The organism is Telluria beijingensis (genome assembly GCF_030770395.1).
GTDB lineage: Bacteria > Pseudomonadota > Gammaproteobacteria > Burkholderiales > Burkholderiaceae_D > Telluria > Telluria beijingensis.
Map to the genome: position 1 here is coordinate 605025 of NZ_CP132480.1, position 23097 is coordinate 628121.

The following is a 23097-nucleotide window of genomic DNA, read 5'->3' on the forward strand; positions in this document are numbered from 1 at the left end:
GGACAAGCATGAAAAACAGGAATGTCGGCGTCATCGCCGGAATCGCGGCGCTGGTCGTGGCTGGCGGCTGGTATGTGAACCAGGGTAACGATGCCAAGGCCGAGGGGCCGGGCGGCAATGGGCCGGGCGGCGCGGGCGGCCCGCCGCCGGTGACCGTCAACGTGGTCGCGCCCGAGCGGCGCGACGTCGGCGTCGAACTGTTCGCCAATGGCACCGTGACCCCGGTGCGCACCGTCAACCTGCATCCGCAAACCGTCACCACGATCCGCGAAGTGCATATCCGCGAAGGCCAGTTCGTCAAGGAAGGCCAGCTCATGTTCTCGCTCGACGACCGCGCCGACATGGCCAACGTCGCCCGCGCCGAAGCGCAGGTGGCGCGCGATTCGGCCACCCTGGCCGACCTCGAGCGCCAATATAAACGCAGCCAGGAACTGGTGGCCCAGAACTTCCTGGCCCAGAGCGCCCTCGATTCGCTGCTCAGCCAGGTGGAAGCCCAGCGCGCGCTGGTGCAGTCGAACCAGGCGGCGGCCCGCGCCACGCAAGTGAGCGCCAGCTACACCACGATCCGGGCGCCGATGTCGGGCCGGGTCGGCGCCATCGATGTCCACCCGGGCACCCTGGTGCAGATGAGCACCTCGCTGACCACCGTCACCCAGCTGGATCCGATCCACGTCTCGTTCACCTTGCCCGAATCGACGCTCGGGTCGCTGCTGGCGGCCCAGAAGCAGGGCAATGTCGAGGTGCGCGTCAATCCAGGCAGCGGCAACCAGGATGCCGCCCCGGTCGTCGGCCGCCTGAGCTTCATCGACAATGCGGTCGATCCGCAGGCCGGCACCATCCGCGTGAAAGGCGAGTTTTCCAACAGCGACACCTCGCTATGGCCGGGCCAGTATGTGACCGCTAACGTCGTGGTGCAGACCCTGAAGGAAGCGGTGGTGATCCCGCAGACCGCCATCATCACGGCCACCAACGGCACCTTCGTGTATGTGCTGGGAGAAGGCAACTCGGCGCGCCAGGTGCCGGTGCAGCGCGTGTACGCCTTCGGCGACCGCGCCGCGGTCACTGGCTTGAAAGGCAACGAGCAGGTCATCACCGAGGGCAAGCAGAACCTGCGTCCGGGTGGCAAGGTGCGCCTGGCGGGACAGGGCGCCAAGCCGGCGGCGCCGGCCGCTAAAAAGGGCGAGCAGGCATGAATCTGTCCGAACTGTGTATCCGCCGTCCGGTGATGGTGGTGCTGCTGTCGCTCAGCCTGGTGCTGGTCGGCATCCTGTCGTATATGCAGATCCCGGTCGCCGCGCTGCCCAGCTATAACACGCCGGTGATCAACGTCTCGGCCAACCTGCCCGGCGCCAGCCCGGAAACGATGGCGTCGTCGGTCGCGCTGCCGCTCGAGAAGCAGTTCTCGACCATCGCCGGCATCAAGCTGATCACCTCCAGCAATACCCAGGGCGACACCAATATCACGCTCGAATTCGACAACGACATCGACGTCGACAAGGCGGCGGTGGACGTCCAGGCCGCGCTGCTGGTGGCCCAGCGCCGGCTGCCGCTCGAGATGACCGAACTGCCGGCCTACCGCAAGGTCAATCCGGCCGATGCCCCTATCCTGTTCATGCACCTGACCTCGCCGTCGATGGACTTGTCGGAGCTGAACGACTACGCCGAAAACCTGATCTCGCCGGCGATCTCGACCGTGCAGGGCGTGTCGCAGGTCTCGATCAACGGCGGCAAGCGCTTTGCAGTGCGCGTCCGTGCCCGTTCCGACCTCATGAACGCGCGCAATATTTCGATGGATGAGCTGGCGACCGCCCTGCGCGCGGCCAACTCGAATACGCCGCTCGGCATCCTCGACGGTCCGACCCAGGCGCTGACCATCCAGGGCGGCGGCCAGCTGATGAAGGCGGCCGACTTCGCCGACCTGATCATCGCCACCCGCGACGGCTTGCCGGTGCGCCTGAAGGATATCGCCGACGTCCAGGACAGCTACCAGTCGGTCAAGGCCATGGGCAGCCTGAACGGCGAGCGCTCTATCTCGCTGATGGTGCAGCGCCAGCCGAACGCGAACACCGTGCAGGTGGTCGACGCGGTGCGCGCGCTGATCCCGCGCTTCGAAGGACAACTGCCGGCCTCGATCAAGATCGAGCTGGTCAACGACCGCTCGCTGTCGATCCGCGAAGCGATCCACGACGTCAACCTGACCCTGGCCGGCACCGTGCTGCTGGTGATCCTGGTGATCTTCCTGTTCCTGCACCGCGCGGCAGCCACCTTCATCCCCGCGGTGACGGTGCCGATCTCGCTGCTGGGCGCGCTGTCGCTGCTCTACTGGCTCGGCTATAGCCTGGACAATATCTCTCTGCTCGGCATCACGCTGGCGGTCGGCCTGGTGGTCGACGACGCGATCGTGGTGCTGGAAAATATCGTGCGCCATATGGAGATGGGCAAGAAGCCGATGGCCGCGGCCCTGGTCGGCGCGCGCGAAGTGGGCTTCACCATCATCTCGATCTCGATCTCGCTGGTGGCGGTGTTCATCCCGATCTTCTTCATGCCCGGCGTGATCGGCCTGCTGTTCCGCGAATTCGCCGTCATCGTCGGCCTGGCGGTACTGGTGTCGGCCCTGGTCTCGCTGACCCTGGTGCCGATGCTGTGCTCGCGCATGCTCAAGGATGGCGGCCACGTCGATCCGGACAAGATGTCATGGGTCGGCCGCCGCTTCGAGGCCGGGTTCTCGAGGTTACGCAATGGCTATGGTCGTACCCTGGACCTGGCGCTGCGCTTCCGCTTCGTGGTGCTGATGCTGGCGCTGGGCACCTTCGTGCTGACCGGTCTGCTATACACCACCATGCCCAAGGGTTTCTTCCCTGAAGAAGACATCGGCCAGATCCGGGTGACGGTGGAAGCCTCGGAAGACACCTCGTCGATGGCGCTGGCCGAGCTGCAGGGCAAGGTGGTCGACATCATCCGCGCCAACCCCTATGTAAAAGACACGACCTCGTTCAGCGGCGGCGGCAATACCGGCCGCATGTTCCTGGTGCTCAAGGATCGCGGCGAACGGCCCCCGATGGACCTGGTGATCGACGACCTGCGCAAGGCCACCCGCGCCGTGCCGGGCGTGCAGGTCTTCATGTCGCCGCAGCAAAACTTGCAGCTGGGCGGGCGCCAGAGCAAGGCGCGCTACCAGTACACCTTGCAGAGCGTGTCGGGCGGCGAGATCGGCGGCTGGGCCGAGCAGTTCCTGGAAGGCATGCGGCGGGACGAGCGCTTCCGCGACGTCAACAGCGATTCGCAGAACAAGGCGCTGCAGGCCACCGTCGACATCGACCGCGACAAGGCGGCGCTGCTGGGCGTGACGATGAACGATATCCGCACCGTGATGTACGCCTCGTTCGGCGAACGGCAGGTGTCGACCATTTATTCGACCGCGGCCAGCTACTACGTGATCCTGGAAGCGGCCGCGAGCGACCGTTACTATGACGAAGCGCTGTCGCGGGTCTCGGTGCGCAGCAAAAACGGCGACCTGGTGAAACTGTCGAGCATCGCCAGCGTGCGCCGCACGGTCGGCCCGCTGCAGGTGAACCACCAGGGCCAGTTACAGGCGATTACGCTGTCGTTCAACCTGGCGCCCGGCGTCTCGCTGGGCGACGCCACCGCCGCCATCGAAGACATGGGCCGCGCCATGAAGCTGCCGGCCTCGGTGATCGCGACCTATGGCGGCGATGCCGCCGTGTTCCAGGATACGCAATCGAGCCAGCTGATCCTGATCATCACGGCGGTCGGCGTCATCTATGTGCTGCTCGGGGTGCTATACGAAAGCTATATCCACCCGCTGACCATCCTGGCCGGCCTGCCGTCGGCCGCCGTGGGCGCCCTGATCACCTTGTGGATCTTCGACAAGGACCTGACCCTGATCGCCATGATCGGCATCCTGATGCTGATCGGTATCGTCAAGAAGAACGCGATCATGATGATCGACTTCGCGCTCGACGCCCAGCGCAACCTGGGCATGAGCCCGCAGGAGGCGATCCGCGAGGCCTGCATCCTGCGCTTCCGGCCGATCCTGATGACGACCCTGGCGGCGCTGATGGGCGCGCTGCCGATCGCGCTGGGCATCGGCGCCGGCGCCGAACTGCGCCAGCCGCTGGGCCTGGCGGTGTGTGGCGGCCTGATCTTCTCGCAAGTGATCACCCTGTACATCACCCCGGTGATCTATCTGTACCTGGACCGCTACAGCGGCACCGGCCCGATGACCGACGAGCAGATCGCCAAGGCCGATCAGGATGCGCCGGCACACCCGGCGCCGGTCAGTCATCCGGCATAAGCAGCAACGCAGCAGTCTGCCGCCGGCCGCCAGCATCGGATTGCCCCCGCATCCGATACTGGCGGCCGGAAACATTTGGTAACAACCATCAATGGGCTGGACGGGGCGGCGGGGCGGCTAGCGTGATGCGTCGGCGCTGCAAAACGGTTAGACTGCGGCTCTCTGCCGTTTTTTCAGACGTCGCTTCCAGGAAATCGATCCATCTTGCGTGACCATTCCCACACCTACGAGCAGGACAGCGAAGTATGTTCCCACTGCGGGCAGCCCTTGCCGCCCTCGGGGCCGCGCTACGGGCTGGGAATGCCATACGGGCGCAAGGGGCCGAACCGCTTCGGCGTGGGCGGCACGATTGCCGTCCACCTGTTGCTGGTCTTGCTCTGGTTTTATGAGCCGAAGGAACCGGAACAGCGCACGGCACGGCCGGCCTCCGAAGAGCAGGGCGACAGCCAGGTGGTGTATGTAGCGCCCTTGCAGGAGACGTCGCCCGTTGAGGCGACCCCGCGCCCGACGCCGCGCCCCCTGCCGGCGCCGCCGGTGCCGCGCGTGGAGCAGGAGCGCATCATCGTCCAGCGCCTGCCGGACACGATCACCATTCCCGACGAGCGCCCGGCGCCGCCGAGCCCCACGCAGCCGCAGCGCCAGCAGCCGACCGAAGTGCCGCCCGACATGGACATGGCGGCCTACGTGAAAGCCCAGCGCGAGCGCCGCGGCGCGCCGACCGGCAGCGAAGTGCAGGCCCAGGAAAGCGACGCCGCGCGCGGCACCCGCAACGCGCTGGCGAACATCGCCGCCATCAACGGCCGCGGCACCGACGACAGCAACGAGACCGGCGGCATCTTCTCGGTGACGAACAAGACCTTCAACACGATGGACCTCAAGTTCCGCGGCTGGAACCCGAGCTTCAAGCGGCGCTGGCTGACGGCGGTGACGGTGGAGCAGGGCAGCGAGCGCGATATCGAGACCGCGGTGATCAAGAAGATGATCGAGCTGATCCGGCGAGAGAAGAAGGGCGATTTCGAGTGGGATTCGCACCGGCTGGGGCGGGTCGTGAAACTCAGTGCACGGCCGCAGGATACCGAGCAGTTGATGGAGTTCCTGTACAAGGAGATGTTCCCGGATTACAGGCCGATTCCAGGGCGGTGATGGAGCAACAAAAAACCGTGCCTCGGCACGGTTTTTTCATGAGCGCAGCGTGATCAGCCGGCCTTGAGCTTGCGCGCGATATCCAGCGCAAAATAGGTCAGCACGCCATCGGCGCCAGCCCGCTTGAAGGCCATCATCGATTCCATCATGACCTTGTCGTGATCGAGCCAGCCATTGAGCGCCGCCGCCTTCAGCATCGCGTACTCGCCGCTGACCTGGTAGGCAAACGTCGGCACCTTGAATTCGTCCTTCACGCGCCGCACCACGTCCAGGTAGGGCATGCCCGGCTTGACCATCACCATGTCGGCGCCTTCGGCCAGGTCGAGCGCCACTTCGCGCAGCGCCTCGTCGCTGTTGGCCGGGTCCATCTGGTAGGTGTTTTTATCTGCCTTGCCCAGGTTGGCCGACGAGCCCACCGCGTCGCGGAACGGGCCATAGAAGGCAGACGCATACTTGGCCGAATAGGCCATGATGCGGGTATGGATGTGACCCTGCGCCTCGAAGGCATTGCGGATGGCGCCAATGCGGCCGTCCATCATGTCCGACGGCGCCACGATGTCCACGCCGGCCTCGGCGTGGGTGAGCGCCTGCTTCACCAGCATCTCGATCGTCTTTTCGTTGACGATGTAGCCGGTCTCGTCCGGCAGGCCGTCCTGGCCGTGGGTGGTGTAGGGGTCGAGCGCGACGTCGGTGATCACGCCCAGTTCCGGGAAGTTCTTCTTCAGTTCGCGGACCACGCGCGGCACCAGGCCATCCGGATTGGTCGCCTCGATGCCGTCATAGGTCTTGACCGACTGGTCGACCAGCGGGAACAGGGCCATGGCCGGGATGCCGAGCTGCACGCATTCTTCGGCGACTTTCAGCAGCTGGTCGAGCGACAGGCGTTCCACGCCCGGCATCGACGCCACTTGCTGGCGCTGGTTCTGTCCCTCAAGCACGAAGACCGGGTAGATCAGGTCGGCGGAGGTGATGGTGTTTTCGCGCATCATGGCGCGCGAGAACGGGTCGCGGCGCATGCGGCGCGGGCGGGCCGCCGGATAGGCGGAGGTGATGATGGTCATCGTTCTGGTCCTTGCAAAGAGGCTTGCAAATTCAGGCGGAGGGCTTTTCGTCGTCCGCCGACGGTGCCGCAGGTTCTTCGCTGCCGGTCTCTTCCCCTGGTTCTGCATCGCCGCCGGTCAGCCCAGCCAGCTCCAGGATCTTGGCATCCGCCTCCTCGATGCCGATACGCTTCAGCGCCGAGAACAGTTGCACCGTGAACGGGAAACCATTCCCTTCTTCATCCACGTAGCTGTCGAGCACGGCGCGCGCCTCGCGCAGCGCATTGGTCGATTCGTTGCGGTTGAGCTTATCGGCCTTGGTCAGGATGCAGTGGATCGGCTTGCCGGTCGGGGCGAACCATTCCAGCATCTGCACATCGAGGTCGGTAAATGGCCGGCGCGAATCCATGATCAGGATGAGTGCAGCCAACTGGTCGCGGCGCTGGACGTAGTCGCCCAGCAACTTCTGCCAGTGCAGCTTGGCGGTGCCCGAGACTTCGGCATAGCCATAGCCCGGCAAGTCGACCAGCAGCGCCTCGATCTCGTCGACCCGGACCGCATCCTTGCGGTGCTGGCCCACATGGGCGCCGCCGATCGAGAAGTAATTGATGTGCTGGGTACGGCCCGGCGTCTTGGAAGCGAAAGCCAGACCTTTCTGGTTGGTCAGGATATTGATCGCTGTGGATTTGCCGGCGTTCGAGCGCCCGGCGAAGGCGATTTCCGGTACTTGCGTGCCGGGCAAATCGCGCAACTGGTTAACGGTCGTGAAGAACCGGGCTTGCCATAATCTGGACATTGGGGAGAGGGATAAGAGGCTACGAAATGGCGTTTGGGAAACAAAGCTATTGTACAATAAGGGGTTGATTGCTGCTCCGCCCTCGGCGGTCGCGATCGAGAGGCGCTGCTGAACTTTTCAACGTTGACTTTTTCAAGGTGCGTTTATGAATCGCTTGTCGTCCCCGCTGCTCAAAACACTGTTGGTCACTTCGCTAACTGTCTTTGGGGGATTACCGGCGGCGATGGCGGCTGGCGCCGCAACCGCCCCCGCGGTCAAGGCCGATCCGGCCAAGGGTGGCGTCCTGTACGAAAACGGCGACCCCGCACGCGGCCTGCCGTCCTGCCTGTCGTGCCATGGCGCGGCCGGCAATTCGTCGATCGCGATCAATCCCAAGCTGTCCGGCCAGTTTGCCACGTATACGCACAAGCAGCTGGTCGATTTCACGACGGCGCACCGCCAGCAGCCGATCATGACGACGTATGCCAAGATGCTGACGGAGCAGGAAAAGAAGGATATCTCGGCCTGGCTCGCGACGCAGACGCACAAGCCTGGCGCCGCGAAGAATAAAGAGACCGTGGAACTGGGTCGCAAGATCTATCGCGGCGGTATTGCAGAAAAAGGCGTGGCAGCCTGCGCCAGCTGTCATGGCGCCACCGCCAATGGCATTCCGGCACAATATCCGCGCCTGGCCGGCCAGCACCAGGATTACACCACCGCCCAGCTCGAGGCGTTCAAGACCGGCGCCCGGGCCAACAGCCCGCAGATGACGGTGCTGTCGCAGCGCATGTCGCCGGAAGAGATGCGCGCGGTGGCAGACTATATCGCAGGCCTGCGCTGACATGTCCTGTTAGTGCGAGCATGAGCATGAGATGAACGGAAAGAGGGCGGCAGCGTCGAGCTGGCGCCCTTTTTTCCACGCACGGACCAGCCCCCGCGCAGGATGAAAGTTGTAAAGCATGAGTACCACCGGAATTGAACTGAATACCCGCCGCCGCTGGCTGGCCGAGGCGGTCGAGCTGATCTCGTCGATGCGCTTCGCGATCAGCCTGCTCACCATCATCTCGATCGCCTCTGTCATCGGCACCGTGCTCAAGCAGAACGAGCCGATGCCCAATTACGTTAATCAGTTCGGGCCGTTCTGGTTCGAGATCTTCGGCAAGCTCGGCCTGTATAACGTCTATTCGAGCTGGTGGTTCCTGGTCATCCTGGTGGTGCTGATCGTTTCCACCGCCCTGTGCGTGGTGCGCAACACGCCCAAGATGTTGCGCGATATGCGCAGCTGGCGCGAGAACGTGCGCGTCGATTCGCTGCGCAATTTCCACCACAAGGCCGAGTGGCAGGCGCCGCTGGCGCGCACTGAATTGGCCGAACAGAGCGCGTTGCGCCTGCGCCACGCCGGCTATGCCACGAAAATTGTCGAGAAAGACCAGGCCATCCTGGTCTCGGCCAAGAAAGGCGCCGGCAACAAGTTCGGCTATATCTTCGCCCACACCTCGATCATCGTGATCCTGCTCGGCGGCATGCTGGACTCGGAACTCCCCGTGCGCTTTCAGCAGTGGTTCCTGGGCAAAACACCATTTACCGGCAGCGGCGTGATCGCCGAGATCCCGGCCCAGCACCGCCTCGGCCAGGGCAACCCCAGCTTCCGCGGCAATACCGCCATCGCCGAGGGCCAGACCAGCCATACCGCGATCCTGAATCAACCATCCGGCGTGCTGGTGCAAGAACTGCCGTTCGGGATCGAGCTCAAGAAATTCCACATCGAGTTCTACTCGACCGGCATGCCCAAGCTGTTCGCCAGCGACGTCGTGGTGCACGACCTGGAAACCGGCCACAAGTTCGAATCGACCATCAAGGTCAACCACCCACTGATCTACAAGGGCATCGCCGTCTACCAGTCGAGCTTTGACGATGGCGGCAGCAAGCTCCGGCTCACCGGCTTCCCGATGACGGGCGCCAGCGCCGCCAGCTTCGCGATCGAGGGCGAGGTCAACGGCGCCACCGAGCTCACCTTCGGCAAGGACAAGTACGCGGTCGAGTGGTCGGGCTTCCGTCCCTTCAATGTCGAGAACATTGCGCAAGGCAACGATGCGCGCGCGGTAGGCACGAATATCGGGTTCAACGCCCAGTTGTCGGCCACCCTGGGCAAGGCTTCCGGCGCGGCGGCCGACCCCGACGCCAACAAGGATTTAAAAAACGTCGGCCCCAGCGTGCAATACAAGCTGCGCGACCACACCGGCCAGGCGCGCGAGTACATGAACTACATGCAGCCCTTGACCCTGGAAGGCGCGCAGGTCTACCTGGCCGGCGTGCGCTCGAACCCGTCCGAGAACTTCAGCTTCCTGCGCATCCCGTCCGACGAGCGCCATGGCGTGGGCGACTGGATGCGCCTGCGCGCGGCGCTGTCCGACCGCGCCGCGCGCCAGGAGGCCGCCACCCGCTACGCCGCGCGCGCCCTGAGCGCGGACGGGCAGGGTGGCGCGCTGGCCAGCCAGTTGAAGGATTCGGCGGCGCGCACGCTCGACATCTTCGCCGGCGGCGATGGCCGCGGCGGTTTCATCGGCGTGGCCCGCTTCCTGGAGCAAATCCCGCAGGCCGAGCAGGAGAAGGCCGCCGGCATCTTCATGAAGATGCTCAACGGCGCGCTGTGGGAATTGTGGCAGGTGGCGCGCGAAAGGAATGGCGACGCCGCGGCCGAACCGACCGAGGCCAACGGCCGCTTCCTGCAACTGGCCACCAATGCGCTGTCGGACAGCTTCCTGTACGGCGCGCCGGTCTATTTGCAGCTGGACGATTTCACCGAAGTAAAAGCATCGGTACTTCAGATGACTCGCTCGCCGGGCAAGAATGTGGTCTACTTCGGCTGCCTGCTGCTTACCCTGGGCGTGTTCGCGATGTTTTATATTCGCGAACGGCGCGTCTGGATCTGGGTGCGCGACGTAGATGATGGTGCCGAGGCCCTGATGGCGATGAGCACCCAGCGCAAGACGCTCGATTTCGAGCGCGAATACGAAGACTTGTCGATCAAGCTGCCGCAACCGGCGTAAGCTGGCGACGATCTGGAGGAAATGATGGAATTGTCCCAAACCAAAACGGGTCGCGCGGCGCGCTCGACCGACAAATACCAGGAAAAGGTCGGCTACTTCCGCCGCCTGACCGCGGCCGACTGGCTGTACGCGCTCGCCCTGTGCGCGGGGGCCCTGTACGCGCAAGTCCAGTACGGCCACTTCATGGACATCTATGAAGAAATCATCCTGATCTGTACCGCGCCGGTGTTCGCGGCGCTGGGCTGGTACTGGAAACCGATGCGCTGGCTGGTGCCGCTGGTCGGCGTGGTTTCCCTGGCCGCGATCTCGATGTATGACGGCAACCTGGCCGCGGCCGAGCAAAAGTTCTTTTTGAAATACATGCTGTCGAGCGGCTCGGCCATCCTGTGGATGAGCGCGCTGTTCATGTTCTCGACCTTGTTCTACTGGGTCGGCCTGTTCAGCCGCGGCAAGTTTGGCGGCAACGTCGGCGCCAACCTGTGCTGGGCCGCCATCGTGATCGGCTCGGTCGGCATGATGGTGCGCTGGTACGAAAGCTACCTGATCGGGCCGGACGTCGGCCATATCCCGGTGTCGAACCTGTACGAGGTGTTCATCCTGTTCGCGATCATCACTGCGATGTTCCATCTGTACTACGAAGAACACTACGCCACCCGCCAGTTGGGTCCGTTCGTGATGCTGATCATCGCCGCCGCCGTGGCCTTCCTGCTGTGGTACACGGTGTCGCGCGACGCCGCCCAGATCCAGCCGCTGGTGCCTGCCCTGCAGAGCTGGTGGATGAAGATCCACGTGCCGGCCAACTTCATCGGCTACGGCACCTTCGCCCTGGCGGCGATGGTCGGCAGCGCCTACCTGCTGAAATCGCACGGCATCCTGGCCGACCGCCTGCCGTCGTTCGAGGTGCTGGACGACGTGATGTACAAGGCGATCTCGATCGGCTTCGCCTTCTTCACCGTCGCCACCATCCTGGGCGCCCTGTGGGCGGCCGAGGCCTGGGGCGGCTACTGGTCATGGGACCCGAAAGAGACCTGGGCGCTGATCGTCTGGCTCAACTACGCGGCCTGGCTGCACATGCGCCTCATGACCGGCCTGCGCGGCCGCGTGGCGGCCTGGTGGGCGGTGGTGGGCCTGCTGGTGACCACCTTCGCCTTCCTGGGCGTGAACATGTTCCTGTCGGGTCTGCATTCCTACGGCGAGCTGTAAGCAGTGTTGGTGGCCTAACGCTGGCTTAAGGGAACTTCGTGTAATGTGAAGTCTCTTAAGCTTGCGGGGCCTGCCATGCTGTTCAAACGTCATCCCAACGGACTCGATCTTCCGTTCCCGTCCGAAATCACTCCCCAAGAGGTCTACACCGGCCGGCGTCAGTTCATCGCCCGCATGGCGGCCACGGCCGCCGTCGGCGGTGGCGTGTGGGAAATGGCCAACCGCGAAGCCTTCGCTCAGACCGCGACCGGCCAGAAACTGGCGGCGCGCGCCAACGTGGCGCTGTCCACCGACGAAAAGCAGACCCCGTTCAAGGACGCCGCCGGCTACAACAATTTCTACGAATTCGGCCTCGACAAGGGCGACCCGGCCGACAACGCGCACACCCTGGTCACGCGTCCGTGGACGGTGCGCATCGAGGGCGAAGTCAAGAAACCGCTCACGCTCGACATCGACAGCCTGCTCAAGCTGGCGCCGCTCGAAGAACGCATCTACCGCCTGCGCTGCGTCGAAGGCTGGTCGATGGTCATTCCCTGGATCGGTTATTCGCTGTCGAACCTGCTCAAGCAGGTCGAGCCGACCGGCAACGCCAAGTTCGTCGAATTCACCACCCTGGCCGACCGCAAGCAAATGCCGGGCCTGCGCAGCGGCGTGCTCGACTGGCCGTACGTCGAGGGCTTGCGCATCGACGAAGCCATGCATCCGCTGACCCTGCTCACGATGGGCATGTACGGCCAGGTCTTGCCGAACCAGAACGGCGCCCCGGTGCGCCTGGTCGTGCCCTGGAAATACGGCTTCAAGTCGGCCAAGTCGATCGTCCGTATCCGCCTGGTATCGCGCCAGCCGCGCACCGCCTGGAACGATTCGGCGCCGCGCGAATACGGCTTCTATTCGAACGTGAACCCGAACGTCGACCATCCGCGCTGGTCGCAGGCCAGCGAGCGCCGCATCGGCGAGACCGGCCTGTTCCAGCCGAAACGCAAGACCCTGATGTTCAACGGCTACGACCAGGTCGCCTCGCTGTACACGGGCATGGACCTGAAGCGCTATTACTGATGGCGCTGCAGCTTTCGAACACGCAGCTCAAGTGGCTCAAGGTCGCCATCTTCGTGCTGGCGCTGCTGCCATTTGCCCGACTGGTGTGGGGCGTGGCGACCGGCGCCTTTACCGATCCGCTGGCCGAAATCACCGGGATCAGCGGCGAGTGGGCCTTGTACTTCCTGTGCATCACGCTGGCCGTCACGCCGCTGCGGCGCCTGAGCGGCTGGAACTGGCTGGTGAAGCTGCGGCGCATGGTCGGGCTGTTCACGTTCTTCTACGCCTTCGTGCACTTCATCGCCTTCCTGTGGTTCGACCATTTCTTCGACGTGGCGGCGATGCTGGCCGACGTGGTGAAACGGCCCTTCATCCTGGTCGGCTTCATCGCCTTCGTGCTCCTGATCCCGCTGGCGGCGACGTCGACCAATGCGATAATCAAGCGCCTGGGCGGCAAGCGCTGGCAGTGGCTGCACCGGCTGATCTACCTGATCGGGCCGCTGGCGATCCTGCATTACTGGTGGATGAAAGAGGGCAAGAGCGACTTCGCGCAGCCGATCCTGTTCGGGGCCATTGTCGCCGTACTGCTGGCGCTGCGGGTGTTCTGGCACTTCAGGCGCAAGCCGCAGGCTGTGCGCGCGTGAAGTGAAAAGGCCCGCATCGCGCGGGCCTGTTTGTTTCTTACTTGATCATCGTTTCCAGCGCGAACACCTCGCTTGGGGTCTCGCGCCGCCGCACCAGGTGGATGACGTCGCTATCGACGATCACCTCGGCCGCCCGGCCGCGGGTATTGTAGTTCGACGCCATCGTCATGCCATAGGCGCCGGCCGTCATGACGGCCAGCAGGTCGCCCGGCTCGAGCGCCAGTTCGCGCTCGCGCGCCAGCCAGTCGCCCGACTCGCACACCGGACCGACGATGTCCCACACCAGCTTTTCGCCGTCGCGCGGGGTCACCGCTTGCACGCCCATCCAGGCCTGGTACAAAGTCGGCCGCATCAGGTCGTTCATGGCGGCATCGACGATGCAGAAGTTCTTTTCGGCGCCCGGCTTGAGGAACTCGGTCTTGGTCAGCAGCACGCCGGCATTGGCCACGATCGAGCGGCCCGGCTCGAAGATCACCTTGACCGGCTGACCATCGTGTTTCTCGGCGCGCCAGGCGTCGATGCGCTTGAACAGGCGGGCCAGGTAGTCGCCCACCGGCACCGGCGGCTTGTCGCCGGCCACGCCGTAGTCGACGCCGATGCCGCCGCCGATGTCCAGGTGGTGCAGGTGGATGCCCTCGGTGTGCAGGGTGTCGATCAGGTCGATCAGTTTATCCAGCGCTTCGAGCAGAGGGGCGTCGTCCAGCAGCTGCGAACCGATATGGCAGTCGATGCCGACCACGTCCAGGTTGGGCAGCGACGCCGCGGTGCGGTAGGTGTCGAGCGCATCGTCGAAGGCCACGCCGAACTTGTTGGCCTTCAGGCCGGTCGCAATATACGGGTGGGTCTTGGCGTCGACGTTCGGGTTCACGCGCAGCGAGACCGGTGCGCGCATGCCGAGCTTGCCGGCGACCTCGTTCAGGCGGTGCAGCTCGGGAATCGATTCGACGTTGAAGCACAGGATGCCCTTCTCCAGCGCCAGCTGCATCTCTTCGACGGTCTTGCCGACGCCCGAGAAGATGGTCTTGCCCGGATCACCGCCGGCCGCGATCACGCGCAGCAGTTCGCCGCCCGAGACGATGTCGAAACCCGCGCCCTGGCGCGCCAGCAGGTCGAGCACGGCCAGGTTCGAGTTGGCCTTCATCGCGTAGCAGACCAGGGCGTCGCGGCCCTGGCAGGCGTCGTGGTAGGCGCTGAAGTTCTCGAGCAGGGCGGCCTTCGAATAGACGTAGGTCGGCGTGCCGAATTGTTCCGCGATGGCGGACAGCGAGACGTTTTCGGCGTGCAGGACGCCGTCTTGGTGCGAGAAGTGGGACATCAGCGGTTGGGTGCGGGTGTGGAGGCGTTGTTCGAAGGGACGGGCTGGGGCGGTTGTTCGACCGGCGCCGGTGCGGGCCGGCTTGGCGGCGTCGGCATGTACAGGTCGCCGGTCTGGCCGCAGCCTGACAAGGCGCCGGCGAGCAAAACGGCACCAGGGAGAAGCGCAAGAGTGGACTTCACGATTAGAATCACGGTTTGATTAGCAGATTTTGGAGTGTAGCATGACCGAAACCGAATTTTTGGACCTTGCCGACCTGACCCTCAAGCAGATCGAGGATGCCTTCGACCGCCTGAACGACGAGGACGTGATCGACGTCGAGTGCAAGCGCAGCGGCAACGTGCTGGAGATCGAGTTCATCGACAACGGCTCCAAGATCATCGTCAACAGCCAGGCGCCGCTGCAGGAGATGTGGGTGGCGGCGCGTTCGGGCGGTTACCACTACAAGCGCGTGGGCGACGAGTGGCGCAATACGCGCGATGACAGCGAGTTCTTTGCGTCGTTGTCGAAGTATGCGGGGGAGCAGGGCGGGGCGCAGGTGTCGCTGGTTTGAACGAACGTCGCATACCCGCGGCAACCCATTTTCGTTAGCCCCAAAACGTCGTCCCCGCGAAGGCGGGGACCCAAGTCCTCAGCACTGCCACTACGCTTGAAGCAAGTGGTGCGCTAGCAAACTTGGGTCCCCGCCTTCGCGGGGACGACGTATTTGGGGGTAACGGTTCTGCTTAGAACAACTCGTTCCTCACCGCATCCCGCTCCTTCTGCTGCTCCGGCGCTGGCGGCGGCCCCACGTCCAGCGTCTCGACCCCGCTGCCCGGCGGCGTCTCGGCGTAGTAGTAATCCGAACCATACTGCACCAGCCCGGCCGGCACCTCGCGCTCGACGTTCGGCTCGCCCTTGAGCGCCTTCTGCATATAGCCGATCCAGATCGGCAGCGCCAGGCCGCCGCCGGTTTCGCGGGCGCCCAGGTTGCGCGGCTTGTCGTAGCCCATCCAGGCGATTCCCACCACCTTCGGCTGGTAGCCGGCGAACCAGGCGTCGATCGAGTCGTTGGTGGTGCCGGTCTTGCCCGCCAGGTCGGTACGCTTGAGCGACATCGCCTTGGCCGCGGTGCCGAAGCGCACCACGTCCTTGAGCATGCTGTCCATCAGGAAGGCGTTGCGCGCATCGATCACGCGGTTGGCCTCGTCGCCGGCGCGCGCCGGACGCGCCTCGGACAGCACCTTGCCGTCGCTGTCGGTGACCTTCGAGATCAGGTAGGGGCTGATGCGGTAGCCGCCGTTGGCGAACACCGCGTAGGCGCCGGCCATCTGCAGCGGGGTGGTGGCGCCGGCGCCCAGCGCCAGGGTCAAATACGCCGGATTGCGTTCCGGCTCGAAGCCGAAGCGGGCCGCGTATTCCTGGCCGTAGCGCGCGCCGATCTTGTTCAGGATGCGGATCGAGATCATGTTCTTCGACGAAGTCAGGCCGCGCCGCATGGTCATCGGACCTTCATACTTGTTGTCGTAGTTCTTCGGCTCCCAGGCCTGGCCGCCGGTCTGGCCGGCGTCGAAGCTGATCGGGGCGTCGTTGACGATCGTCGCCGGCGACAGGCCGCGCTCGAGCGAGGCCGAATAGATGAACGGCTTGAACGAGGAACCCGGCTGGCGCCAGGCCTGCGTCACGTGGTTGAACTTGTTGCGGTTGAAGTCGAAGCCGCCCACCAGGGCGCGGATCGAGCCGTCCTCGGTATTGGCCGCGACGAACGCCGATTCCACTTCGGGCATCTGCGTGATCTGCCACTTCGACTCGTCGTCCTGCATCACCCGGATCACGGCGCCGCGGCGCACGCGCCGGTTCGGCGCCGCCTTGTCGGACAGCCAGGCGCGCGCGAAGGCCAGGCCCTGGCCCGAAATCGTGATCGTGTCGCCCGAGGCGATGGTCGCCTGCACCTGGGTTGGCGACGCCTGCAGCACCACGGCGGCGATGATGTTGTCGCTGTCCGGATGCTCGGCCAGCTCGGCCTCGATCGCCTCGTCGGCTTCGCTCTTGGCGCCAGGGATCTCGATGAACGATTCCGGGCCGCGGTAGGGGCGGCGCCGCTCGTAGTCCATCACGCCGCGGCGCAGGGCCAGGTAGGCGGCGTCCTGGTCGGCCTTGGTGATGGTGGTGAACACGTTCAGGCCGCGGGTATAGGTGTCTTCCTTGAACTGCTCGTAGACCAGCTGGCGCGCCATCTCGGCCACATATTCGGCGTGCACGCCGAAGGCGGTGCTGTCGGTCTTGATCTTCAGCGGCTCTTCCTTGGCCTGGGCGAACTGGGCGTCGTTGATATAGCCGAGCTGGTGCATGCGCTGCAGGATGTACTGCTGGCGCGTCCTGGCGCGGGTCGGGTTGACCACGGGATTGTAGGCCGACGGCGCCTTGGGCAGGCCGGCCAGCATGGCCGCTTCGGCCACGGTGATGTCGCGCAAGTCCTTGCCGAAATAGATCTGGGCCGCCGACTGGAAGCCGAAGGCGCGCTGGCCCAGGTAGATCTGGTTCATGTACAGCTCGAGAATCTGGTCCTTGGACAGGTTTTTCTCGATCTTCCAGGCCAGCATGGCCTCGTAGGCCTTGCGCTTGAAGGTCTGCTCCGACGACAGGAAGAAATTGCGCGCGACCTGCTGGGTGATGGTCGAGGCGCCCTGGCGCGCACCGCCGGTGGCGTTGCGGAAGGCGGCGCGCAGGATGCCGAGGTAGTCGATGCCGCTGTGCTCGTAGAAGCGGTCGTCCTCGATCGACAGCACGGCCTTCTTCATGACGTCCGGAATGTCCTTGAAATGGACCAGGGTGCGGCGCTCCTCGCCGAACTCGCCGATCAGGACGTTATCGGCCGTAAAGATGCGCAGCGGCATCTTGGGCCGGTAGTCGGTGATCGTGTCCAGCGCCGGCAGATTGGGGTAGGCCATCGCCAGGGCGAACACCAGCACCAGCACGCTGATGGCGCCCAGGCCGAACAGGCCGGCAATTGCCATCAATACCAGGCGTTTGGGGCTGAACTTCGAGGAAGAAGAGGAGGCTGCTTGTTTCTCTTTCATGCTGACTTTCGCTTTGTTGATCCGCCTCATTATAAGGCAGCGGTTTGGTGCCCGATACTGGCTGGAGCTTAACGGAACTCAAGGGCAATATTGGCCTGGCAATGAAATGGCCAGAGTGTGGCGCGCACGCCCCGGAATGGAGTGTTCCAGTGCAGAAATTTCTTGTCCGCAGTCATCCTTTGTTGCTACGATCCTTGGCGGTGCTGCACGTAAGTACCGGATTTTTAAAGAAAAGTTATAAGAAGTAAATAGCTGTTTTCTTTACGACAACACCCGGTTCCGGGAATATTCAAGCACATTCTGTCCTCAGGACAGCCAAGGGAGTGTATTGGTGATCAATCTGGGTTCCTTGTTCGGTCAATCGAATCCGCCGATGGTCGGGCTCGATATCAGCACGTCCGGCGTTCGCCTGGTCGAGTTGGCCGATGCCGGCAAGGGTATCGTGCGCCTGGAGCGCTACACCCTCGAGGCGCTGCCGCGCGGCGCCGTCGTGGACGGCAATATCGAAAACATGGACCAGGTCGCTGACGCGGTGCGCCGGGTCTGGAAGAAGAGCGGCACCCGCGCCCGCCACGTGGCGCTGGGCATGCCGCCCGCCGCCGTGATCACCAAGAAGATCATCCTGCCGGCCGGCTTGTCGGAAGACCAGCTCGAGGTGCAGGTCGAGTCCGAGGCCAGCCAGTATATCCCGTTCGCGCTCGATGAGGTCAGCCTCGACTTCGACGTGATCGGCCCGGCACCCAATTCGGCCGACGACATGGAAGTGATGCTGGCTGCTGCGCGCCGCGAAAAGGTCGAGGACCGGGTCGCGATCGCCGAGGCCGCCGGCCTGACGGCCACCGTGATGGACATCGAATCCTACGCCGCGCGCAGCGCGCTCGAACACGCCGCCCAGCCGCGGCAAGACCAGATCGTGGCCCTGTTCCAGATCGGCGCCCACGCCACCCACGTGTCGGTGCTGCTGAACGGCGAGGCGGTCTACGAGCGCGAGCAGCCGTTCGGCGGCAATGCGCTGACCCAGGACATCGTGCGCGCCTACGGCATGGCGTTCGAGGAAGCGGAAACGCGCAAGAAGGCGGGCGACCTGCCCGAGAACTACCGCGCCGACATCCTGGCGCCTTTCCTGGAGAGCGCGGCGCTGGAAATCACGCGCGCCATCCAGTTTTTCTATACCTCGACCCCGTATACCCGGATCGACCAGCTGTACCTGGCCGGCGGCTGCGCGCTGCTGCCGGGGATCCTCGAGATCGTGGCCGGCCGCACCCGCCTCCCGGTCAGCCTCGCGGCGCCCTTCGAAGGCATGCAGCTCGGCGCCGGCGTGCGCGAGCATCAGCTGCGCCAGGACGGTCCGGCCTACCTGGTCGCCTGCGGCCTGGCGCTGCGGAGGTTCGGCTGATGATCCGGATTAACCTGCTGCCTCACCGCGAGGCCAAGCGCAAGCAGAAGCAGAGCGCCTTCGTCGCCCTGCTGGCGCTGGGCGGCCTGGTCGGCGCCGCCATCGTGCTGCTGGTGGGCGCCTATAACGCCAGCCAGATCTCGGTCCAGAACCAGCGCAACGAGGTGCTCAAAAAAGCCAGCGCCCAGCTCGACGAGCAGATCGGCGAGATCACCAACCTGAAGGAAGAAATCGCGGCCCTGCAGGCGCGCCAGCAGGCGGTCGAGGACTTGCAGGGCGACCGCAACCAGCCGGTCCACCTGCTCGACGAACTGGTGCGCCAGACGCCGGAAGGCGTGCACCTGAAGTCGGTCAAGCAGAGCGGCCAGCGCGTGATCCTGAACGGCAACGCCCAGTCGCAGGAAAGGGTGGCCGAGCTGCTGCGCAACCTCACGAGCGGGTCGGCCTGGCTGGAAAGTCCGGACCTGACCGAAGTGCGCGCCGTCACCGTCACCCAGGGCAAGACGTCGCGCCAGGTGGTCGATTTCACGCTCGCGGTGTCGATCAAGCGCGTGCGTCCGGCCGGGTCGGACGACGACGCCACGGACGGCGACAAGCCGGCCAAGACGGCCTCCAGGCGCGCGGCGGAGAAGTCATGAACATCGATCTCAAAGACCTTGGCGCCCGGCTGGCGGCGCAGTTCCAGGATTTGCAGGGCCGCCAGCCCGGCCAGTGGCCGCTGGCGCCGCGCCTGCTGTGCGCGGTCGGCGTGACCGTGCTGGTGGTCGGCCTGGGCTACTACTTCTACTGGAGCGACCAGTTCGCGGCCCAGGAACGCGGCGCGCGCGAAGAAGTGAAACTGCGCGAGGAATACAAGACCAAGATGGCGCAGGCGATCAACCTGGAAGCGCTGAAGGCGCAGAAGGCGCAGGTCGACCAGTACGTGGTGCGCCTGGAAAAGCAGTTGCCGAGCAAGTCCGAGATGTATTCGCTGCTGTCGGACATCAACCAGTCGGGCGTCGGCCGCGGCCTGCAGTTCGAGCTGTTCAAGCCGGGCCAGGAAGTGGTGCGCGACTACTATGCCGAGCTGCCGATCGACATCAAGGTGAATGGCCGCTACCACGACATGGGGGCGTTCGCCGCCGACATGGCCAACCTGCCGCGCATCGTCACGCTGAACAACCTGACCCTGCAGACCGCCAAGGACGGCAGCCTGGGGATGCAGGCAGTGGCCAAGACCTTCCGCTACCTCGACCAGGAAGAACTGGCGGCCCAGCGCGCGGCGCGCGCGGCCGAGAAGAAGGCCAAGGGCAAGAAGGGCAAGGCGTCCGCCAAGACGCCGAAGGCCAAGAGCGGAGGCAAGAAATGATGCGCGCACGAAGCATTGCGCTGCTGCTGGCAAGCGGCCTGCTGGCCGCCTGCGGCGACGGCGGCGTGGGCGAGACCCGGGCCTGGATGAAGCAGGTCGAAAAGCAGACGGTGCCGAAGGTGAAGGCGCTGCCGGAGCCGAAGACCTTCGAGCCCTATGGCTACGATGCGCGCGAAGCCCCGGACCCGTTCGACCAGGCCAAGCTGCTGGGCGAGATGGCGCGCGCGGCGCAGGCCGGCAACGCCAACCAGCCCGACCTGGAACGGCCGAAGGAAGTGCTGGAGAACTTCCCGCTCGACACGATGCGGATGGTGGGCACGATCGAGAAGGGCGGCGTCAAGTACGCGCTGCTGCAGGTCGAGCGCACGCTGTACCGGGTCAGGCCCGGACAGCGCATAGGACAGAACTTCGGGCGCATCACGCGAGTGAGCGAAGGCGCCATTGAAATCAGGGAATCGGTGCAGGACGCCACGGGCGACTGGGTGGAACGCATGGCACACATCGAGCTGCAGCACCGAACCGCGGCAAAATAAGGAGAGCAGTAAATGACCGACAACGTCAAGATTCGCTTCGCCCTGCCGGCATGGCTGGCGCGCGCCGCGGTCGCACTCATGTTCATGATGTGCGCCGGCGCCGCCCTGGCCCAGGGCAATGCGATCGAATCGATCACCGCCAACCAGCAGGGCAGCAACGTGGTCATCAACGTGACCATGCGCGAGACCCCGGCGCGGGCCCCGATCGGCTTCGCCATCACCAACCCGGCGCGCATCGCGCTGGACTTCGGCGCCACCGCCAACGCCACCGGCAAGACGGTGCACGAGATGAACCTGGGCGACGTGCGCAGCCTGAACGTGGTGCAGGCCGGCGAGCGCACCCGCCTGGTGCTGAACCTGGGCCGCGCCCTGAACTACGCCACCGCGATCGACGGCAAGTCGGTGATCGTGACCGTGGAAGGCTCGGGCGGCGTGGCGCGCGCGCTGGACGCGGCCGGCCTGCCGGCGGCGAAAGCTGCTCCCGCAGTGGCTACCGCGGCCGCGCGCCCGCAGCTGCGCGATCTCGACTTCCGCCGCGGCGCCAATGGCGCCGGCCGGGTCGTGGTCGACCTGCCGGCCAACGGGGTGGCGGTGGACGTGCGCCAGACCGCCAGCGGCGTGATCGTCGACTTCCGCGGCGCGCGCCTGCCGGAAGCGCTGCGCCGGCGCCTGGACGTGACCGATTTCGGCACCCCCGTCACCCGCGTCTCGACCCAGGCCCAAGGGGACGACGTGCGCATGACGGTCGACGCGCAAGGCAACTGGGAGCAATCGGTCTTCCAGAGCGATACCCAGCTGGTGGTCGAGGTGCGCAAGGTCGAGGAAGACCCGAACCGCAACAGCACCGGCTCGCGCGACAACCCGCAGGGCTACCGCGGCGAGAAGCTCAGCTTCGACTTCCAGGACGTCGAGGTGCGCGCCGCGCTGCAGGCGGTGGCCGACATCTCGGGCCTGAACATCATCGCCAGCGATTCGGTGACCGGCTCGCTGACCCTGCGCCTGAAGGACGTGCCATGGGACCAGGCGCTGGACGTGATCCTGACCGCCAAGGGCCTGGACATGCGCAAGAACGGCACCGTGATCTGGATCGCGCCCAAGGAAGAACTGCTGACCAAGGAAAAGCTCGAACTCGAGCAGCGCGCCCAGATCGCCGAACTCGAGCCGCTGCGCTCCGAGATCTTCCAGCTCAATTACCAGAAGGCGGAATCGTTCCGCAACGTGTTCGGCCTGGATGCCGGCGGCGCCACCTCGAGCGGCGACAGCGGCGGCCGCAACCGCGTGCTGTCGCGACGCGGCAGCGCGATCATCGACCCGCGCACCAACCAGCTGTTCGTGACCGACATCGCATCCAAGATCGAGGACATCCGCAAGCTGATCCAGAAGACCGACATCGCCTCGAAGCAGGTGCTGATCGAGGCGCGCCTGGTGGAAGCCAACGACGGCTTCTCGCGCAACCTGGGCGCCAAGCTGGGCTTCGCCGACCTGCGCACGCTGCGCGGCGGCGACTCCGGCTGGCAGGTCAAGGGCAACGAGCGCGTCGCCATCGGCGGCAACCTGACCGGCGTCGGCCAGGTCACCGGCCAGACCCCGGACGAAGGCGACGGCTATACCAATACCACCATGGTCAACCTGCCGGCCGCCGGCATCGGCGGCATCCCGGCCTCGTCGCTGGCGTTCTCGCTGTTCTCGTCGGCCGCCAACCGCTTCCTGAACCTGGAACTGTCGGCGCTGGAAGCCGACGGCAAGGGCAAGATCATCTCGAGCCCGCGCGTGGTCACCGAAGACAAGCAGATCGCCGTGATCGAGCAGGGCGTCGAGCTGCCCTACGAGCAGGCGACCAGCAGCGGCGCCACCTCGATCTCGTTCAAGAAGGCCAACCTGCGCCTGGAAGTGACGCCGCAGATCACCCCGGACGGCAACGTGGTGCTGGAAGTGGACGTCAACAAGGATTCGAAGGGCGAGGAAACCCGCGCCGGCTTCGCGATCAACACCCAGCACGTGAAGACCAAGGTGATGGTCGAGAATGGCGGCACCGTGGTGCTGGGCGGGATCTACCAGCAGACCGAGCGCAACAACGTGACCAAGGTCCCGCTGCTGGGCGACGTCCCGCTGCTGGGCTACCTGTTCAAGACCACCGGCCGCGAGAGCGCCAAGACCGAGCTGCTGGTCTTCATCACCCCGAAGATCGTGAACGAAAACGTGGCCGGCGCGCGCTGAGCAAAATTTAACAACAAGCGATAA

19 protein-coding genes are annotated in these 23097 nt (G+C 65.0%); 14 read left to right on the forward strand and 5 right to left on the reverse strand.

All coding sequences use genetic code 11. The features are described from left to right. Positions 1-8: 8 nt before the first annotated feature. The 3 genes from Q9246_RS02755 to Q9246_RS02765 all read left to right on the forward strand — a co-directional run bounded on the left by Q9246_RS02755 (position 9) and on the right by Q9246_RS02765 (position 5458). Positions 9-1193, forward strand: coding sequence for an efflux RND transporter periplasmic adaptor subunit (locus Q9246_RS02755; RefSeq protein WP_306395266.1), 1185 nt, complete (start codon positions 9-11; stop codon positions 1191-1193). After that, positions 1190-4315 (forward strand): efflux RND transporter permease subunit, encoded by a 3126-nt coding sequence (locus Q9246_RS02760; protein ID WP_306395267.1) that lies wholly within the window; start codon positions 1190-1192, stop codon positions 4313-4315. The genes Q9246_RS02755 and Q9246_RS02760 overlap by 4 nt, the downstream gene beginning before the upstream one ends. A 204-nt stretch (positions 4316-4519) precedes the next feature. Beyond that, positions 4520-5458, forward strand: a complete 939-nt coding sequence (locus Q9246_RS02765) for a hypothetical protein (RefSeq protein WP_306395268.1) — start codon at positions 4520-4522, stop codon at positions 5456-5458. A 53-nt stretch (positions 5459-5511) separates the two neighbouring features. Here the strand turns inward: Q9246_RS02765 and hemB are convergent, their stop codons facing one another. Next, complete coding sequence (gene hemB, locus Q9246_RS02770; protein WP_306395269.1) at positions 5512-6519, reverse strand: porphobilinogen synthase; 1008 nt, start codon at positions 6517-6519, stop codon at positions 5512-5514. A 31-nt stretch (positions 6520-6550) separates the two neighbouring features. Then, a complete protein-coding gene (gene yihA / locus Q9246_RS02775; protein WP_306395270.1) occupies positions 6551-7294 on the reverse strand; it encodes a ribosome biogenesis GTP-binding protein YihA/YsxC in 744 nt (247 codons plus the stop codon). Between the two features lie 145 nt (positions 7295-7439). On the opposite strand from yihA, the gene Q9246_RS02780 reads away from it, so the two are divergent. The 5 genes from Q9246_RS02780 to Q9246_RS02800 all read left to right on the forward strand — a co-directional run bounded on the left by Q9246_RS02780 (position 7440) and on the right by Q9246_RS02800 (position 13205). Beyond that, positions 7440-8114, forward strand: a complete 675-nt coding sequence (locus Q9246_RS02780) for a c-type cytochrome (RefSeq protein ID WP_306395272.1) — start codon at positions 7440-7442, stop codon at positions 8112-8114. A gap of 118 nt (positions 8115-8232) precedes the next feature. Next, complete coding sequence (locus Q9246_RS02785; protein ID WP_306395275.1) at positions 8233-10323, forward strand: cytochrome c biogenesis protein ResB; 2091 nt, start codon at positions 8233-8235, stop codon at positions 10321-10323. Positions 10324-10347: 24 nt separating this feature from the next. Then, positions 10348-11526, forward strand: coding sequence for a c-type cytochrome biogenesis protein CcsB (gene ccsB / locus Q9246_RS02790; protein WP_306395277.1), 1179 nt, complete (start codon positions 10348-10350; stop codon positions 11524-11526). 75 nt (positions 11527-11601) lie between these two features. Further along, a complete protein-coding gene (gene msrP / locus Q9246_RS02795) occupies positions 11602-12582 on the forward strand; it encodes a protein-methionine-sulfoxide reductase catalytic subunit MsrP (RefSeq protein ID WP_306395279.1) in 981 nt (326 codons plus the stop codon). Next, positions 12582-13205, forward strand: a complete 624-nt coding sequence (locus tag Q9246_RS02800; protein ID WP_306395281.1) for a protein-methionine-sulfoxide reductase heme-binding subunit MsrQ — start codon at positions 12582-12584, stop codon at positions 13203-13205. Before msrP ends, Q9246_RS02800 begins: the two co-directional genes overlap by 1 nt. Before the next feature lie 37 nt (positions 13206-13242). Here the strand turns inward: Q9246_RS02800 and lysA are convergent, their stop codons facing one another. Both lysA and lptM read right to left on the reverse strand, forming a co-directional pair. Continuing rightward, positions 13243-14520: a diaminopimelate decarboxylase gene (gene lysA, locus Q9246_RS02805; protein ID WP_306395283.1), complete on the reverse strand. Its 1278-nt coding sequence runs from the start codon at positions 14518-14520 to the stop codon at positions 13243-13245. Next, positions 14520-14714 carry an LPS translocon maturation chaperone LptM gene (lptM, locus tag Q9246_RS02810; protein WP_306395286.1) on the reverse strand — a complete coding sequence of 65 codons (195 nt, stop codon included), beginning with the start codon at positions 14712-14714 and terminating at the stop codon, positions 14520-14522. The genes lysA and lptM overlap by 1 nt, the downstream gene beginning before the upstream one ends. 29 nt (positions 14715-14743) lie before the next feature. On the opposite strand from lptM, the gene cyaY reads away from it, so the two are divergent. Next, positions 14744-15073: an iron donor protein CyaY gene (gene cyaY, locus Q9246_RS02815; RefSeq protein ID WP_005663375.1), complete on the forward strand. Its 330-nt coding sequence runs from the start codon at positions 14744-14746 to the stop codon at positions 15071-15073. Positions 15074-15245: 172 nt separating this feature from the next. Here the strand turns inward: cyaY and Q9246_RS02820 are convergent, their stop codons facing one another. Then, positions 15246-17579, reverse strand: a complete 2334-nt coding sequence (locus Q9246_RS02820) for a penicillin-binding protein 1A (RefSeq protein ID WP_306395289.1) — start codon at positions 17577-17579, stop codon at positions 15246-15248. Positions 17580-17910: 331 nt separating this feature from the next. Here Q9246_RS02820 and Q9246_RS02825 point away from each other — a divergent pair, with 331 nt between their 5' ends. The 5 genes from Q9246_RS02825 to Q9246_RS02845 are packed head-to-tail and all read left to right on the forward strand — an operon-like array spanning position 17911 to position 23073. Beyond that, entirely contained in the window at positions 17911-18975 is a 1065-nt protein-coding gene (locus Q9246_RS02825; protein WP_306395291.1) for a pilus assembly protein PilM, read from the forward strand. After that, positions 18975-19613, forward strand: a complete 639-nt coding sequence (locus Q9246_RS02830) for a PilN domain-containing protein (protein WP_306395292.1) — start codon at positions 18975-18977, stop codon at positions 19611-19613. The genes Q9246_RS02825 and Q9246_RS02830 overlap by 1 nt, the downstream gene beginning before the upstream one ends. Then, on the forward strand, positions 19610-20323 hold the full coding sequence (locus Q9246_RS02835) for a type IV pilus inner membrane component PilO (RefSeq protein ID WP_306395293.1): 714 nt from the start codon (positions 19610-19612) through the stop codon (positions 20321-20323). Before Q9246_RS02830 ends, Q9246_RS02835 begins: the two co-directional genes overlap by 4 nt. Beyond that, positions 20320-20856 (forward strand): pilus assembly protein PilP, encoded by a 537-nt coding sequence (locus tag Q9246_RS02840; RefSeq protein ID WP_306395295.1) that lies wholly within the window; start codon positions 20320-20322, stop codon positions 20854-20856. The genes Q9246_RS02835 and Q9246_RS02840 overlap by 4 nt, the downstream gene beginning before the upstream one ends. Positions 20857-20868: 12 nt before the next feature. Continuing rightward, on the forward strand, positions 20869-23073 hold the full coding sequence (locus Q9246_RS02845) for a type IV pilus secretin PilQ (protein WP_306395297.1): 2205 nt from the start codon (positions 20869-20871) through the stop codon (positions 23071-23073). Positions 23074-23097: the final 24 nt, after the last annotated feature.